The following is a 15,569-nucleotide window of genomic DNA, read 5'->3' as shown; positions in this document are numbered from 1 at the left end:
CGGTCAGCCGACCGGCGCGACGGGCCGTGGCCCCGCCGGGTCGTCGACCCGCAGGTCGGTGAGGTTGCGCAGCCCACGTACGGGGGACAGAAGCAGCGCGAGGGGTGCCAGCACCGCCGCCGCCGCGAACACGAGGAGGGTGGCGCGCGCCCCGGCCAGGCCGGCGAGTGCCCCGGCGACCAGCCCACCGACCGGGATCGCTCCCCAGGAGACGAAGCGGACCGTGGCCATCACCCGGGAGAGCAGGTCGGGCGGGCTGGCCGTCTGCCGGTAGGTGCGGGTGGTCACGCTGAGCACCACCACGCCCCCGGCGAAGACCATGTTGCCCGCGGCGAACGCCAGGTACGCGGGCCAGCCGGAGCCCACCGGCACCAGGAACGCGCCCCCGACGGCCACCACGCAGGCGACCACCAGGGACCGGGCGGTGCCCCACCGCCTGGTGATCCATGGGGTCAGCGTCGCGCCGACCAGTGACCCGGCCCCCTCGACCGCGAGCAGCACGCCGACCAGCGCGGCCGGGGCGTGCAGCTCCCGGACGAGGTAGAGCGGGTACACGGCGAGCTGCGCCCCGCAGACGAAGTTGACCGCCGTGGCCGACCACATCGTCGGACCCATGACCGTGTGACGGGTGACGTAGCGCCAGCCCTCGGCGACCATCACGCGTACCGGGGGCCACCGGTCCGGGGCGTCGGCCCGGCGGGCCGGCAGGGACCACAGCAGCGCGGCGGAGAGCAGGTAGCTGGCCGTGTCGACCAGCAGCGTCGGTACCGCGCCGAGCGCCTGCACGGCCAGGCCGCCGAGGGGCGGGCCGCTGAGCTGGGTGGCGGCGTGGGTGGCCGAGGTGAGGCTGTTACGGGCGTGCAGCTGTTCCCGGCTGACGATGGCCGGCAGGAAGGTGGAGTTGGCAACGTCGAAGAGCACGTTGGCGAAGCTGATCACCAGCGCGACGACGACCAGTTGGGCGACGGTCAGCCAGCCCCACCACCAGGCCAGCGGGATGGACGCCACGGCCACGGCCCGGGCCAGGTCGGCGCCGACCTGGGCGCCGCGCAGCGGCAGCCGTTGCACGATCACGCCGGCGGGCAGCCCGATCACCAGCCAGGCCACGTAGCTGGCGGCGGCGATCAGCCCCATCTCGAACGCGGACGCGTCCAGCACGGTCAGTGCGGTCAACGGCAGCGCCACCGCGCCGACCGCCGACCCGACTGAGCTGGTCGTGCCGGCGGTCCACCAGCGCCAGAACACCCCGGCCTCCTGTCCGACGGACATGCCGTCACCCCCCGATCCGAGCCAGTGCGTTCCAAATTGAAACGGACTATATTCGAGGCGGCCGGACGAGCGGGAGGTGGGTTGTGAGGCGGGCGGATCTTGGCGACGCCGACTGTGGCATCGCCCAGGCGCTCGGCGTGCTCGGCGACTGGTGGACCTTCCTGATCGTCCGTGAGATCGCCGGCGGCACCACCCGGTTCGACGCGATTCAGCGGGAGCTGGGCGTCAGTCGGCGGGCGCTCACCGAGCGGCTCGGCGGCCTGGTCGAGCAGGGCGTGCTGCGCCGCGAGCCGTACTCGGCGCAGCCACCGCGCCACGACTACCTGCTGACCGGCAAGGGCGGGGCGCTGCTGCCGGTCCTGGTCGCGTTGCAGGACTGGGGCACCCGGCACGTGATGGGCGACGGTGTGCTCACCGCCACCGCCGACGCCGACTCCGCCGAGGCGCGCCGGGTGCACCGCCTGGTCGGCCGCCGCCTGCCCGAGCTGGCGCTGCGCCGGCACGACGGCGGGGCGGAAGCGCCGGCCGTGCCCGGCCGGTGGACCGTCCTCTACCTTTTCCCGGGGGCGTTTGCGCCGGACGCGCAGGGCCTCCCGCCGAGCTGGGGAGACATCCCCGGCGCCGTCGGCTGCACGATTGAGTCCCGGACGTACGCCGACCGGCACGACCTCTTCCGCGTCGCTGGCGCCGAGTTGCGTGGCGCGAGCACCCAGCGCCCGGACCAGTTGCGCGCCTTCGCCGAGCACGCCCGGCTGCCGTACCCGTTGCTGTCCGACGAGGACGGCCGACTCGCCGCCGGTCTGCTGCTGCCGACCTTCCGGGCCGGCGGGGTGGAGCGGTTCAAGCGGCTGACGCTGCTGATCGACCCGGAGTCGGTGGTGCGCGCGGTGCAGTTCCCGGTGACCGACCCGGCCGGATCGGTCGACGAGATGCTCGAGCAGGTGCGCCGGCGCGCGAGCCGGTAGCGGCGTCGCCGGTCGTCGGCCCGTCAGGTGGGCGGACCGTTGTTGGCGGCCACGCCGGCCCGTAAACTCCACCACGACCGCAGTGATTTGCGGTTGTCTATCTCGTCTCCGAGGGTCCGGGCCGCCGTGATGGCGCCTCGCCGGCGAGCACGTCGCGCATGCCTGTCGTGGCGCGGCGTCCCCACCACCTGAGGAGAATCATGGTGAGAAAGAGGATCAAACTGCTTGGCGCGGCCCTGGTCGCCGCCGTGCTGACCGCGGTGGCCGCCGTCACCGCCGCGACGCCCGCCTCAGCGGCGGCGCTGACCGAGGTGACGAACTTCGGCACGAACCCGAGCAACCTGCGGATGTACCTGTACGTGCCGGATCGGGTCGCGGCGCAGCCGGCGCTGGTGGTGGCGATCCACTACTGCACCGGCACCGGGCCGGCGTTCTACTCCGGCTCGCAGTTCGCGTCGCTGGCCGACCGGTACGGCTACATCGTGGTCTACCCGTCGGTGACCCGCAGCAGCCAGTGCTTCGACGTCTCCTCGCCGCAGGCGCTGCGCCGCGACGGCGGCAGCGACCCGGTGGGCATCATGTCGATGGTCAACTACGTGCGGCAGCGCTACAACGTGGACCCGAACCGGATCTTCGCCACCGGCGTCTCGTCCGGCGCCATGATGACGAACGTCATGCTGGGCCTCTACCCGGACGTTTTCGCCGCTGGCGCGGCCTTCGCCGGTGTGCCCTTCGGGTGCTTCGCCACCACCAACGGCTCCGAGTGGAACAGCGACTGCGCGAACGGGCAGATCATCAAGACCGCGCAGCAGTGGGGCGACCTGGTCCGCAACGCGTACCCGGGGTACAACGGCAAGCGGCCCCGGATGCAGTTGTGGCACGGGACCAGCGACGACACCCTGCGCTACCCGAACTTCGGTGAAGAGATCAAGCAGTGGACCAACCTGAACGGGTTGAGCCAGACCCCGACGTACACCGACAGCCCGCAGTCCGGCTACACCCGTACCCGCTACGGCAACAGCGGCGGCACCGCGCCGGTCGAGGCGATCAGCATGCAGGGGGTGTCGCACAACCTCCCGGTCGACGCGGCCCAGGCGATCCGCTTCTTCGGCCTGGACACCAGCACCCCGCCGACCACCGCACCCCCGACCACCGCACCCCCGACCACCGCACCTCCGACGACGCCGCCGCCGACCACGGCCCCGCCCACCACCGCGCCGCCCACGACACCACCGGCGTCCGGTGGGTGCCGCGTCGCGTACGTGGTGAACGCCTGGAACAACGGCCTGACCACGGACGTGACCATCACCAACACCAGTGCCGCGACGATCAACGGCTGGAGTCTGGTGTTCACGCTGCCCGGTGGGCAGGTCATCACCAGCGGCTGGAACGCCACGTACACGCCGGCCAGCGGCACGGTGACCGCCCGTAACCTCTCCTACAACGCGACCATCCCGCCGAACGGGTCGACCAACATCGGCTTCCAGGCCAACCACACCGGTAACGCCGGGAAGCCCGCCTCGTTCACCCTCAACGGCACCACCTGCACGATCGCCTGACCGATTTCGCCGCCGGGCGTCCCATCGGGGCGCCCGGCGGTGGTCGCCGGTGCCCGGTCAGCGTCCCGATTACTCGGGTAGGTCTATGACCGGCAGCCCCTCGCCGTAGCGGTGTCCCTCGCCGGTCAGGATCGACGCCCGGTGCTCCAGCGCCGCGATCACGGTGGTGGCCAGGTCGGCGCGGCCGGTGAGCCCCCGCCAGTAGCCCAGCTCCTGCCAGTCCTCGCCCCAGGTGGGCAGCACCGCGCAGGATTCCATGCGGAGTAGCACGTGCAGGTCATCCCGATCCTTGGGGTCGGTCGCCAGCTCCAGCACCTCGGCCACGGTGACGGCGGTGATTCCGAACCGCTGCCGGTCGTTGATGACCTCGCCCACCGGCTCAGTGACATGGATCGACCCGGCCAGGTATCCCAGCGCAGCCGAGCGGTCCAGCAACAGGGTTACCGGCGGCCGCTCCTCGTCCCTCCAGCTCACGCGGCCGGTGTCTGCTGATCGGCCTGCCCGTCCTCGACATTCCGACGGACCTGCTCGCGCAGGGCCTCGTAGCGCTCGGCCGGCCACTGGGAGCGCAGCTCGTACCGGCGGGCACGGGCCTCAGCCATGCCCTGCTCGGTGAGCGGGACGCCCCGACGGGCCTGTTCAGCGCGGAACTGCTCCCATGCCCGGTGGCCGCGTACGGCCTCGGTCACGTAGGCGCTCGCCTGTCCCTTGGGCTGCTGCTCCAGGGTCTCGGCCACGTCTTCGGGCACGGAGACCGTCACTCGGCGCTTTGTCATACGGAATACGGTACCCTGTCACACGCCACAAGTGCACTGCTCGTCGGCGAACCGCCGCCAGGGGCGCGTCGCATGAGCCCGGCGTCGCCGGGTACGCGGAGCAGAGAGCCGAATTCCAGCAGGAACGGGGGGTGACCCGGGTGAAGGTCCGAAGCTCACTGCGCGGGCTGAAGCGGAAGGGCAGCTCGATCGTGGTACGCCGCCGGGGAAAGGTTTTCGTGATCAACAAGGCGGATCGTCGGCAGAAGGCGCGCCAGGGCTGATCGGCGGGAGATGCAGCTCAGACTGTTGTTTTTGGACTTTTCACAAGAGGTGAAAAAAGTCGGTCGAGCACCACTAGGCCATTGACAGACGCCACTATGACGGGGAATCTCCACCCGACCGGGCGGGTGTCCGCAACACGGCGGGCACCTGTTCGCCATCCCGGCTCCCCACCCCGTCCTGGAGAGGCCCATGTCACCGGTCCCGCCGTACCTCAGCCCACCCCCGTCCCCGCGCCCGGCCCGGCGGCTGCTCGCCGTACTGGCGTCGCTGCTCGTCGCGACCGCGCTGGTCGCTCCGCCGTCGCCGGCCCGCGCGGCCGACCCGCTGCTCTCACAGGGGAAACCAACCACCGCGTCGTCGGCGGAGAACGCCGGCACCGCGGCGGCGAACGCCACCGACGGCAACACCGGCACCCGCTGGTCCAGCGCCTTCAGCGATCCACAGTGGCTCCAGGTGGACCTCGGCGCCACCGCCACCATCTCCCGGGTCACCCTGGCCTGGGAGGCCGCGTACGCCAAGTCGTACCAGATCCAGACCTCGACTGACGGCGCCACCTGGACCACGATCTGGTCCACTACGACGGGTGCCGGCGGCACCGTCGACCTGACCGTCAGCGGCACCGGCCGCTACGTGCGGATGTACGGCACCGCCCGGGCCACCGCGTACGGCTACTCGTTGTGGGAGTTCCAGGTCTACGGCAGCACCGGCGGCGGCACCGGCTGTGACACCGCGACCAATGCCGCCCTGGGCCGGCCCGCGACCGCCTCCTCCACCGAGAACGCCGGCACCCCCGCCTCCGCAGCGGTCGACGGCAACCTGGGCACCCGCTGGTCCAGCGTCGCCAGCGACCCGCAGTGGCTCCAGGTCGACCTGGGCAGCACCCGCACCCTGTGCCGCGTCGTGCTGAACTGGGAGGCCGCGTACGCGCGGGCCTACCAGATCCAGACCTCGACCGACGGCAGCGGCTGGACCACCGTCTACTCCACCACCACCGGCGCCGGCGGCACCGAGACCCTCACCCTGACCGGCACCGGCCGCTACGTGCGCATGTACGGCACCACGCGGGCCACCGGCTACGGCTACTCGCTCTGGGAGTTCACCGTGAACACCACCGGAGGAGGAGACACCATCCCGGGCGGCGGGACGCTCGGACCCAACGTGATCGTCTTCGACCCGTCGATGTCCAGCGCCACCATCCAGAGCCAGCTCGACACCGTCTTCCGGGCTCAGGAGTCGAACCAGTTCGGCACCCAGCGGTACGCGCTGATGTTCAAGCCCGGCGACTACAGCGGGATCAACGCGCAGATCGGCTTCTACACCTCGATCATGGGTCTGGGCCGGAACCCCAGCGACGTCCGCATCCACGGCGACGTCACGGTCGACGCGGGCTGGTTCAACGGCAACGCCACCCAGAACTTCTGGCGTTCGGCGTCCAACATGCAGATTTTCCCGTCCGCCGGGTTCACCCGCTGGGCGGTCTCCCAGGCCGCCCCGTTCCGCCGGATGGACATCCAGGGCAACCTGAACCTGGCCCCCAACGGCTACGGCTGGGCCAGCGGCGGATACATCGCCGACAGCCGGGTCACCGGCCAGGTGCAGCCGTATTCGCAGCAGCAGTGGTACACCCGGGACAGCAACGTCGGCGGTTTCCAGAACGCGGTGTGGAACATGGTCCAGTCCGGCGTCGCGGGTGCTCCCGCCAACAGCTTCCCCAACCCGCCGTACACCACGGTCGCCCAGACCCCGGTCAGCCGGGACGTGCCGTACCTCTACCTCGACGCGTCCGGCAACTACCAGGTCTTCGTACCGTCCACCCGGACGAACGCCTCCGGGGCGTCCTGGCTGGGTGGCTCCACTGCTGGCACCTCCATCCCGCTGAGCCAGTTCTACGTGGCGCGACCCAGTGACTCCGCCGCCACCATCAACTCCGCCCTGGCGCAAGGCCTGAACCTGCTGTTCACCCCCGGGGTCTATTCGGTCAGCCAGACCATCGCCGTCAACCGGGCGGGCACCGTGGTCCTCGGCATCGGCTTCCCGACGCTGATCCCGCAGAACGGCGTCACCGCCATGTCGGTGGCCGACGTCGACGGGGTCCGGCTGGCCGGGATGCTCTTCGACGCCGGACCGGTCAACTCGCCGGTCCTGCTCCAGGTCGGGCCCACCGGCTCGACCGCCGGCCACGCCGCCAACCCCACGTCGATTCAGGACGTCTTCTTCCGCATCGGCGGCGCCGGCGCGGGCAAGGCCACCACCAGCCTGATCGTCAACCAGAACGACGCGCTGATCGACCACATCTGGGCCTGGCGGGCCGACCACGGCACCGGCGTGGGCTGGACCGTCAACACCGCCGACACCGGCCTGATCGTCAACGGCAACAACGTCACCGCGCTCGGCCTGTTCGTCGAGCACTACCAGAAGTACGAGGTGATCTGGAACGGCAACAACGGCCGGACCATCTTCTTCCAGAACGAGCTGCCGTACGACCCGCCCAACGCCGGATCCTGGAAGAACGGCACGATGACCGGCTACGCGGCCTTCAAGGTGGCCGACACGGTCACCACGTTCGAGGGCTGGGGCCTGGGCAGCTACTGCTACTTCAACGTCGACCCGACCATCGCCGCCTACCACAGCTTCGAGGCGCCGAACAAGGCCGGCGTCCGGTTCCACAACCTGCTGACCGTCTCGCTGGGCGGCAGCGGGTCGATCACGCACGTCATCAACGACACCGGCGCCACGGCGCAGGGCACCGCCACCGTGCCGGTGTACCTGGTCAACTATCCGTGACCGGACGGGGGCGGCGCGCTCCGCGCGCCGCCCCCGCCGCGTAGTCAGCTGGTGGGGAAGGTCTGCGGGATACGAATGCGGTTGCGCATGTAGTTCCCCGACGTGGTCAGGTTCCCGGTGCCGGCGTACTGGCCGCTGGCGCAGGTCCCCGGCCGGAACGCGGCGCTGCTCTCGTTGGCGTCGGAGTACGTCCAGTTCGCGTAGCTGATCTTCAGACGGTCCAGCAGGTCGAGCCAGGCATTGCTGCTGTTCGTGTCGACCGTGCCGTCGCCGGTGTAGGTCACCGTGCCGAACTCGGTGACGAACATCGGGATCCGGGCCGCGGCCCGCTGCAGCTCGTTGCGGTAGTTGTCCTTGTGGGACGCGGCGTAGAAGTGGAACGTGTACATGATGTTGCTGGCCCGGACCGGGTTGTTGACGATCTCGTCGGAGTTGCCGCCCTCGGAGACACCCAGCGACGACCAGCCGCGGGTGCCGACGAGGACCACGGCGTCCGGATGGTTGGCCCGGATGACCGGGATGACCTGCTCCGCGTAGTTCTTGATGGTGGTCCAGCTGACGCCGTTCGGCTCATTGGTGATCTCGTAGATCACGTTCTTCTTGCCGGCGTTGCGGGCCGAGACCGCGGCGAAGAAGGTCTTGGCCCGGTCCAGGTTGTACGTCGGGTCACCGGGCGTCAGCGTGTGGAAGTCGATCAACGCGTACATGCCGCGCGCCGCCGCCTTGTCCACCAGGGTGTTCACCTGGTTGGTGAAGGCGGTCGGGTTGGTCTCGTAGCCCTGCTCCTGCACGTACATCGAGATTCGCAGCAGCTCGGCCTTCCAGTCGTTGGCCAGAGCGTCGAGGGAGGCGTCGTTGTAGCAGTTCGCGAACCACTGCAGCCCGTGGGTGCTCATGCCGCGCAGCTGGATCGGCCGGCTGTACTGGTTGCAGAGGTTGACCCCGCAGACGCGCAACTGGCCGTTGATGGCCACCGGCGTGTTGCCGGTCGGGGGCGTCGTGGTCGGTGGCGCGGTGGTCGGGGGCGCGGTGGTCGGGGGCGCCGTGGTCGGTGGCGCGGTGCTCGGCGGCGCGGTGGTCGGCGGGGTGGTGCTGCCGGTGCAGTTCGCGCCGTTGAGGGTGAACGAGGTCGGGGCCGGGTTGGCGGTGGTCCAGGAGCCGTTGAACCCGATGGTGGTGCTCGCCCCGGTGGCCAGCGTGCCGTTGTAGTCGAGGTTCTGCGCGGTGACCGCGCTGCCGTTCTGCTGGAAGGTCGCCGACCAGCCCTGGGTGACGCGCTGCCCGGAGTTGGGGAAGGTGAAGCCGAGGGTCCATCGGCTCGTCGGGTCGCCCAGGTTCTTGATGGTGATGTTGGCGGTGAATCCGCCCTGCCAGTCGCTGGTGGTGTAGGTGACGGCGCAGCCGGTCGCGGCCATGGCGCTGGTCGACGGCAGGAGGGCCGCCGCGGCCAGGGCGAGCGCGCCGACGGTGCCGGCCGCGAGGAGGGAGCGCCGCGAAGAGCGCGGAATCGAGGTCATGCGGGATCGTCCTATCGGGGTGGTGGGTGGTGAGTTCATGGCGGTGCCGTCGCGAACTCGCCCGGACAGTCCGGCGCGGCAGGCCTCGGGAGCGCTCCCATGGAGAGTAGAGGGGCTTGCGGCGTCGTGCAACACATCGAAGGTCACGCGTGAGCCGTGGGCCTCCGGCGGGCGAAATCGGTTGCCACGGCGGGGCACCGCCGACGATGCTGGCCGCGATGACACAGCAGCACAAGGCCTCGGGGCCGGTGACGGCGCGGCCCGACGTCCCCCCGATCGACGTGGCACTGGTAAGCCGGCTGGTCGCCAGCCAGTTCCCCCGCTGGGCCGACCTCCCGATCCGGCCTGTCGCCGTGGGCGGCTGGGACAACCGCACCTTCCACCTGGGCGACGAGATGACCGTACGCCTGCCCAGCGCCGAGGGATACGTGCCGCAGGTCGAGAAGGAGCATCGCTGGCTGCCGGCCCTCGCGCCGAGGCTGCCGCTGGCCGTGCCGATCCCGCTGGCCGAGGGGAAACCCGGCGAGGGCTACCCGTTCCCCTGGTCGGTCCGCCGCTGGATCGAGGGCGAGACCGCCACCGCCGAGCGGATCGGCGACCCGATCCGGTTCGCCACCGACCTCGCCGGCTTCCTCGCCGCCCTGCACCACGCCGAGCCGGCGGGCGGCCCGCCCGCCGGCTCGCACAGCTCCTTCCGGGGCGCCGCGTTGGCCACGTACGACGGGGAGACCCGACGGGCGGTCCAACTGCTCGGCGACCGGATCCCCACCGACACCGTCAACCGGATCTGGGCTGCCGCCCTGCGGTCGACCTGGACCGGTCCGCCGGTCTGGTTCCACGGCGACGTCGCCTGGGGCAACCTGTTGGTGCGCGACGGCCGGCTCACCGCGGTCATCGACTTCGGCTGCTGCGGCATGGGCGATCCGGCCTGCGACCTGGCCGTTGCCTGGACGCTGCTGGCCGGCGCGAGCCAGGCGGCATTCCGCACCGCGCTCGGCGTGGACGACGCGACCTGGGCCCGAGGCCGGGGATGGGTGCTCTGGAAGGCCCTGATCACGCTCGACGACCCCGACCCGGAGCGCGCCGCGGAGGCCCGCCACATGCTCGACGCCGTCCTCACCGAGTACGCGGAGGCGACGACCCGCCCGAGATGATCCGGAACACCGGAAGTCGTACGAACTCGGCCAGCGAGCGTCCCGGTCTGGCGGGGCGGCCGGGCCGGGGTACGGCGTACTAGGTTGGCCGGATGCACCCCGTAGCCGTCGTCCTGCTGGTCGACCGCGCCGGCCAACTGCTGCTCCAGCTCCGCGACGCGCACGCGACGTACCACCCGAACGTGTGGGGCCTGCCGGGCGGGCACTGGGAGCCAGGGGAGACGATCGAGGAGACGGCGCTGCGGGAGCTGCGAGAGGAGACCGGGCTGTGCCCCGACAGCCCGCTGCGCCTCTTCGAAGAGCAGGAGATCCCGGAGGTCGACCGGGTCATGCACTACTTCTGCGGCGCGACCACCGCCCGGCAGGAGGATGTGGTGCTCGGCGAGGGCATTGCGATGGTCTTCACCGCTTCGGCGGACGTGCTGGACGGCCGGCCGTACACTCCGGGCACCGCGGAGATGCTCGCCCGTTTCCTCGCCTCCCCGGAGTGCGCCGCACTCACCGCCTGACCCGGCACGGCCGCGAGTGACCGGGGACACCGGCCGGTGGTGGCCCCGACCGCTGCCCCTCCGGCCTGTTGAGGCGCACCATGGGTGGGTTCGGGCCGGCGACGGGAGACGGCGATGGCGTGGTGGGGCAGGTGGCGAGCACTCCGGCTCGGTATACCTGCCGCCATGCGGCGACCCGGAGCAGCTGTCCGGGAGGCCGTGGGACGGCTGCGGCGGCGCTGGCTGCCGGTGGCGGAGGCGACCCTCGCCGCCACCGTCGCGTGGATCCTGGCCACCCGACTGATCGGCCACCCACAGCCGTTCTTCGCCCCGGCCGCCGCGCTGATCGTGCTCGGTCAGGCCCGCGGCCAGCGGATGCGCCGGGCGGTCGAGGTGGTCCTCGGGGTGGCCGCCGGCGTGCTCGTCGCCGACCTGGTGGTGCAGGCGCTCGGCCCACGCACCACCTGGACCGTCTTCACGGTCATCCTGCTCACCGTGGCCCTCGCGGTGGCGGTCGGCGCCAGCTCGGTCACGGTCGTGCAGGCCGCCGTCTCCGCCCTCTACCTGGTGGTTGTCGCGCCGCCGACCGAGACGCTGGTCCCGTTCCGGTTCGTTGACGCGCTGATCGGCGGCGCGGTGGCCATCGTGGCGAGCCAGCTCGTCGACGCTCGTCGGCCGCTCGCCCCGCTGGTCACCGAGTTCCGGCATACCTTCCAGGAGCTGGCCGGGGTGCTCGACGAGATCGCCGCAGCGCTGGACCGGGGCGACGACGGGGCGGCGCTGGCCGCGCTGGAGCGGGCCCGGCACGCCGACGCCGGGGTGGAGCGGCTGCGCGACGCGGTGCGGGCCGCGGGCGAGGCGCTCCGGCTCAACCTGCGCCGCCGCCAGCACCTCGGGCGGCTGCGCTCGGTGGAGGGCTCGATCCGGCAGATCGACTATGCGGTCCGCAACGTACGGGTTCTCGCGCGCGCCGCGGTGACCCTCACCCGGGGCCCGGCGCCGGTGCCGCCCGACCTGGGCGCCGCCGTCCGGACCCTGGCCGAGGCGGTCCGCTCGGCCGGGGACGCGCTCGCCGCCGACCTCAACGGACAGGATCGGGTCGCCGACACCCACGCCGAGCGGGCGGACGTCGCCGCGCTGGAGGCGGTCCGGGCGGCGGGTCGGCTGTTCAACCCGGGCCAGACCCTGCCGCTCGCAATGATCATCGGGCAGATCCGGGCCACCGCTATCGACCTGCTGCGCGGGGTCGGCGTCGACGACGACGCGTCGGTGCTGAGCCGGGTCGACGCGGCGGTCGCCGGGCCGGCGACCTGACCCGGTTCAGCCGGCCAGCCAGTCCACCGCCCGCCGGCGGATTTCCGCCGGCACCTCGTGGCCGCCGGGGAACTCGGCGTACTCCACCGGATAGCCGAGGGTGTGCAGGCGGGGGACCAGGCGTCGGCTGCACACGTCCACCGGCAGCACCCGGTCGTCGGCGCCGTGCGAGACGAAGACGCGCGGCCGGCCGTGGGTGACCAGCGGCGCGGCGAAGCCGGGGGAGAAGGCCACCACCGCGTCGACCAGGTCGCCGTTGGTCAGGCCCAGGGACAGGGCGTACGACGCCCCGTCGGAGAAGCCGCCGAGCGTCACTCCGGCCACCGGGTATTCCGCGAGCGCCGCGCCCAGCAGCGCGTCGATCCGGCGTACGTCCGGGCCGAGCGCCTCGGCGATCAGGTCCCAGGTGCTCGCGGCGGCCGGCGGGGCGAGCAACAGCAGCCGCCGTGCGTCGGCCAGAGGCAGCAGCAGGTCCAGACCCTGCCGGGCCGAGCCGCCGGCGCCGTGCAGCAACACCACCAGTCGGTACGGCCCGGCGCCGTCGGCCGGGACGTACCGCAGTGCCGGCGGCCCGCCTTCCGGGTCGGGGACGGACGTCAGCCCGGTCGGACCGGGCGCGGCGACGGTGGCGGGGCGGGCGCTCAGCCGGCCGTGCCGGTGCCCCTCCTCGGGCTGCCGGTGCGGTGGCGCGGGCTCGGTCACCTCTGCTCGCCTTCGTCGTCGGTCGGGTCGGTCGGCGCATACCCGACTCCCGGCCGCCCCAACCGCCGGTCGGGGCGACCTTCCGGGTGGCGGTGGTCAGCGGCGGACCAGCACCCGGGAGGCGGTGGCCGGTGACACCCCGGCCGCCCGGGCCACGTCATCGAGGGTGGTGGAGCGTGCCGTCGGCGTACCCATCTTTCCTACCTCCCCGCGCGCCGGCCCTGTCGGCATCATGCCCGGTCCGGTCCGCCCGCGGTACGGTGTGACGGCGGTTGTGCTGGGAGCGCTCTCAGGTGTGCGATGGTCGGCAGGCCGGCCGGTCACCGGCCGTCCAGGGGAAGAGGAGAGCACGAAGTGAGCAGCACCGTTGACGCGGCCGTCGAGCGGCACCCCGTGCCGCGGCCGGTCCTGGCCGCCCGCAACGGGGTGGCGGTCGTGTTCGCCCTCAACGGGCTCGCGGTGGGCACCTGGTTCTCCCGGGTCCCTGCGGTGCGGGAGGCGCTCGGGCTCAGCGCTGGTCGGCTCGGCCTGCTGCTGCTGGCCATGTCGGCCGGCGCGGTGCTGGCGATGCCCTTCGCCGGGCTGGTCACCCAGCGGCTCGGTCCGGCCCGCACGGTGGCGGCGTCGGTCCTGTTCGTCGCGTTCGGCACGGTCGTCGCCGGCCTCTCCGCCGGCCTGATCGGCTCGGTGGTCGGGGTCGCGCTGGGCCTGTTCGCCTTCGGCTACGGCTCCGGCACCTGCGACGTGGCGATGAACGTCGAGGGCGCGGCGGTGGAGAAGCGCCTCGGCCGGACGATCATGCCCCGATTCCACGCGGCGTGGAGCCTGGGCACGGTGGCCGGGGCCGGGATCGGCGCCGGGGCGGCCCGGCTGGACGTACCGGTCGGGGTGCACCTGCCCGCGCTCGCGGCCGTGGTCCTGGTCGGCACGCTGCTCGGCACCCGCGCGTTCCTGCCCGCCCCCGCCGAGGCGGACGGCCCGGCGGAACCGGCGGCCCGGCGCCGGGCGCTGCTGGCCACCTGGCGGGAGCCGCGCACCCTGTTGATCGGCCTGCTGGTGCTGGTCATGGCGTTCACCGAGGGCAGCGCCAACGACTGGCTGGCGGTGGCCTTCGTCGACGGCTACGGCGTCAGCGAGGCGGTCGGCGCCACCGTGTTCGGCGTCTTCGTGGTCGGCATGACCCTCGGCCGGACCGCCGGCACGGTCGCCATCGACCGCTGGGGGCGGGTGCCGGTGTTGTTCGGCACCATCGGGCTGGCCGCCGCCGGCGCCGCCCTGGCCGTGCTGGCCGGCTCGGGGCCGGTAGCCGTCGTCGGCGTGGCGCTGTGGGGGATCGGGGCGTCGCTCGGCTTCCCGGTCGGGATGAGCGCCGCCGCTGACGACGAGGATCGGGCCCCGGCCCGGGTCAGCGTGGTTGCCGTGATCGGCTACACCGCCTTCCTCGGCGGCCCGCCGCTGCTCGGCTTCCTCGGCGACCATCTGGGCATCCTGCACGCACTGGGTGTCGTGCCGCTCCTCCTGCTGCCCACCCTCGCCCTGGTCCCGGTGCTGCGCCCGCCGGCCCGCTGATCCCGGGCGTCCAGCGTTCTCGCACGGCGCTCCCAGCCAGTTGCCAGGTGACGGTGCTGCACTGGGGCGGACCCGACGAGAGGAGGCTGGCATGGGTTGGTTCCGCAGAAGGGCCGCCGACCCGGTGACCCCGACCAAGCTCGACCGCGAGGCGAACCGGGACGACCTGGCCGCTCTGGAGGCGTTCGTGACCAGCCGGAGCGGGGTGGAGTTCTACCTTGAGCCGGAGACCACGGCCACCGACACCACCGTGGTCGCCATCGCCCACGACGGCGAGTGGATCCGCCGTCGCACCGGATCGCCCCGGGTCGCCGCCAAGATCGCCCAACGGCACGCGATCCCGCTCTACGAGGCGGCGCGCCTCGGCTACCCGGAGCGGATGCGGGCCTGGAACCGGGCACACCCGGAGCGCCGCGCCCGCTGACGGCCGGTCAGCCGGCCAGCGCGGCCCGCGCCTCGGCCAGCCGGGTCGGCTCCTCGTGGGCGGACACATACCACTCGACGTCGTCGCTGAGCAGGCCGCGCGCCATCGCCAGGTCGGGCTCGTCCGTCGGCGCCCGCAGGTGGAGCGGAGGCGGGTACCAGCAGTCGCCGAGCACCAACACCCCGGAGTCCGGCACCAGCACCACCGATGAGTCCGGGGCGTGCCGACCGCCCACGTGCCGAACGACCACGCCGGTGGGCAGGACCAGCTCGTCGGTGAAGGTGCGCGTGGGCGGGAGGACCGCGAAGCCGTCCCAGGAGTCCACGGCGAGCGCTCGGGCCCGGAAGCTGGGTCCGAGCTGCGGATTGTCGCGTACCTGATCGCGCAGGTAGCGGTGGCTCCACGGCCGGGCCGCCTCGGCGCGCAGCGGTGTGACGCCGGCCTCGTGCCCGACGATCTCGACGCCCGGCCAAGCGCAGGCGCCCCAGACGTGGTCCCAGTGGTGGTGGGTGTAGACCAGCCAACGGGGCGCTGGCAGGCCGGCGGCGCGCAACCCGGCTCGGATCTCGCGCGCGTGGGCCGGACTCTGTCCCGCGTCGATGAGTACACTTCCGCGCTCGTCCGCGACGACCGCCACGGTCGGCCGGATCGCGTACGGGTCGGGATCGCCGGGGAACAACCAGACCCGGCCGGCGAGCTGTCGGGGCACGAGGGCGTTGATGACTCCAATTCCTCCCGCTTGGTGGAATCCGGTCCGCAGCCGAGCGTGATGCTGTCGCGCCGG

Annotated in this window: 16 protein-coding genes; 9 read left to right on the top strand and 7 right to left on the bottom strand. The window is 72.4% G+C overall.

The features are described from left to right. Positions 1-3: 3 nt before the first annotated feature. Entirely contained in the window at positions 4-1,269 is a 1,266-nt protein-coding gene (locus tag AB0C02_RS14855; protein WP_357548293.1) for an MFS transporter, read from the bottom strand. A gap of 83 nt (positions 1,270-1,352) precedes the next feature. Between AB0C02_RS14855 and AB0C02_RS14850 the strand changes: the two genes are divergently transcribed. Together AB0C02_RS14850 and AB0C02_RS14845 are read left to right on the top strand one after the other, a co-directional pair. Next, positions 1,353-2,234, top strand: coding sequence for a winged helix-turn-helix transcriptional regulator (locus AB0C02_RS14850; protein ID WP_357548291.1), 882 nt, complete (start codon positions 1,353-1,355; stop codon positions 2,232-2,234). A 200-nt stretch (positions 2,235-2,434) separates the two neighbouring features. Continuing rightward, positions 2,435-3,793 carry a PHB depolymerase family esterase gene (locus tag AB0C02_RS14845; RefSeq protein ID WP_357548290.1) on the top strand — a complete coding sequence of 453 codons (1,359 nt, stop codon included), beginning with the start codon at positions 2,435-2,437 and terminating at the stop codon, positions 3,791-3,793. Positions 3,794-3,862: 69 nt separating this feature from the next. Here AB0C02_RS14845 and AB0C02_RS14840 read toward each other — a convergent pair whose 3' ends face one another. Continuing rightward, positions 3,863-4,267 (bottom strand): hypothetical protein, encoded by a 405-nt coding sequence (locus AB0C02_RS14840; protein ID WP_357548289.1) that lies wholly within the window; start codon positions 4,265-4,267, stop codon positions 3,863-3,865. Then, a complete protein-coding gene (locus AB0C02_RS14835) occupies positions 4,264-4,569 on the bottom strand; it encodes a hypothetical protein (RefSeq protein ID WP_357548288.1) in 306 nt (101 codons plus the stop codon). The genes AB0C02_RS14840 and AB0C02_RS14835 overlap by 4 nt, the downstream gene beginning before the upstream one ends. 140 nt (positions 4,570-4,709) lie before the next feature. On the opposite strand from AB0C02_RS14835, the gene AB0C02_RS14830 reads away from it, so the two are divergent. Together AB0C02_RS14830 and AB0C02_RS14825 are read left to right on the top strand one after the other, a co-directional pair. Then, entirely contained in the window at positions 4,710-4,832 is a 123-nt protein-coding gene (locus AB0C02_RS14830; RefSeq protein ID WP_357548342.1) for a 50S ribosomal protein L36, read from the top strand. A gap of 190 nt (positions 4,833-5,022) precedes the next feature. After that, entirely contained in the window at positions 5,023-7,617 is a 2,595-nt protein-coding gene (locus AB0C02_RS14825; protein ID WP_357548285.1) for a discoidin domain-containing protein, read from the top strand. 44 nt (positions 7,618-7,661) lie between these two features. Here AB0C02_RS14825 and AB0C02_RS14820 read toward each other — a convergent pair whose 3' ends face one another. Next, positions 7,662-9,134: a cellulase family glycosylhydrolase gene (locus AB0C02_RS14820; RefSeq protein WP_357548282.1), complete on the bottom strand. Its 1,473-nt coding sequence runs from the start codon at positions 9,132-9,134 to the stop codon at positions 7,662-7,664. A gap of 218 nt (positions 9,135-9,352) precedes the next feature. Here AB0C02_RS14820 and AB0C02_RS14815 point away from each other — a divergent pair, with 218 nt between their 5' ends. The 3 genes from AB0C02_RS14815 (at position 9,353) to AB0C02_RS14805 (ending at position 12,090) form a co-directional block, all read left to right on the top strand. After that, positions 9,353-10,288 (top strand): aminoglycoside phosphotransferase family protein, encoded by a 936-nt coding sequence (locus AB0C02_RS14815; protein ID WP_357548279.1) that lies wholly within the window; start codon positions 9,353-9,355, stop codon positions 10,286-10,288. A 92-nt stretch (positions 10,289-10,380) separates the two neighbouring features. Beyond that, positions 10,381-10,797 carry an NUDIX domain-containing protein gene (locus tag AB0C02_RS14810; RefSeq protein WP_357548277.1) on the top strand — a complete coding sequence of 139 codons (417 nt, stop codon included), beginning with the start codon at positions 10,381-10,383 and terminating at the stop codon, positions 10,795-10,797. A 165-nt stretch (positions 10,798-10,962) separates the two neighbouring features. After that, positions 10,963-12,090 carry an FUSC family protein gene (locus AB0C02_RS14805; protein ID WP_357548274.1) on the top strand — a complete coding sequence of 376 codons (1,128 nt, stop codon included), beginning with the start codon at positions 10,963-10,965 and terminating at the stop codon, positions 12,088-12,090. A gap of 6 nt (positions 12,091-12,096) precedes the next feature. On the opposite strand, the gene AB0C02_RS14800 is transcribed toward AB0C02_RS14805, so the two are convergent. Further along, positions 12,097-12,792 carry a phospholipase gene (locus AB0C02_RS14800; RefSeq protein WP_357548272.1) on the bottom strand — a complete coding sequence of 232 codons (696 nt, stop codon included), beginning with the start codon at positions 12,790-12,792 and terminating at the stop codon, positions 12,097-12,099. A gap of 96 nt (positions 12,793-12,888) precedes the next feature. Further along, positions 12,889-12,987 carry a LacI family DNA-binding transcriptional regulator gene (locus AB0C02_RS14795; protein ID WP_357548269.1) on the bottom strand — a complete coding sequence of 33 codons (99 nt, stop codon included), beginning with the start codon at positions 12,985-12,987 and terminating at the stop codon, positions 12,889-12,891. Between the two features lie 159 nt (positions 12,988-13,146). Between AB0C02_RS14795 and AB0C02_RS14790 the strand changes: the two genes are divergently transcribed. Both AB0C02_RS14790 and AB0C02_RS14785 read left to right on the top strand, forming a co-directional pair. Further along, entirely contained in the window at positions 13,147-14,361 is a 1,215-nt protein-coding gene (locus tag AB0C02_RS14790; protein WP_357548267.1) for an MFS transporter, read from the top strand. Positions 14,362-14,452: 91 nt separating this feature from the next. Continuing rightward, positions 14,453-14,785, top strand: a complete 333-nt coding sequence (locus AB0C02_RS14785) for a hypothetical protein (RefSeq protein WP_357548264.1) — start codon at positions 14,453-14,455, stop codon at positions 14,783-14,785. 7 nt (positions 14,786-14,792) lie between these two features. Here the strand turns inward: AB0C02_RS14785 and AB0C02_RS14780 are convergent, their stop codons facing one another. Next, positions 14,793-15,494, bottom strand: a complete 702-nt coding sequence (locus AB0C02_RS14780) for an MBL fold metallo-hydrolase (protein ID WP_357548263.1) — start codon at positions 15,492-15,494, stop codon at positions 14,793-14,795. Between the last annotated feature and the right edge of the window lie 75 nt (positions 15,495-15,569).

It is taken from the genome of Micromonospora sp. NPDC048999 (genome assembly GCF_040649295.1).
In the GTDB taxonomy this organism is placed as follows: Bacteria; Actinomycetota; Actinomycetes; order Mycobacteriales; family Micromonosporaceae; genus Micromonospora.
This window is presented reverse-complemented; position numbering and strand designations above follow the sequence as displayed.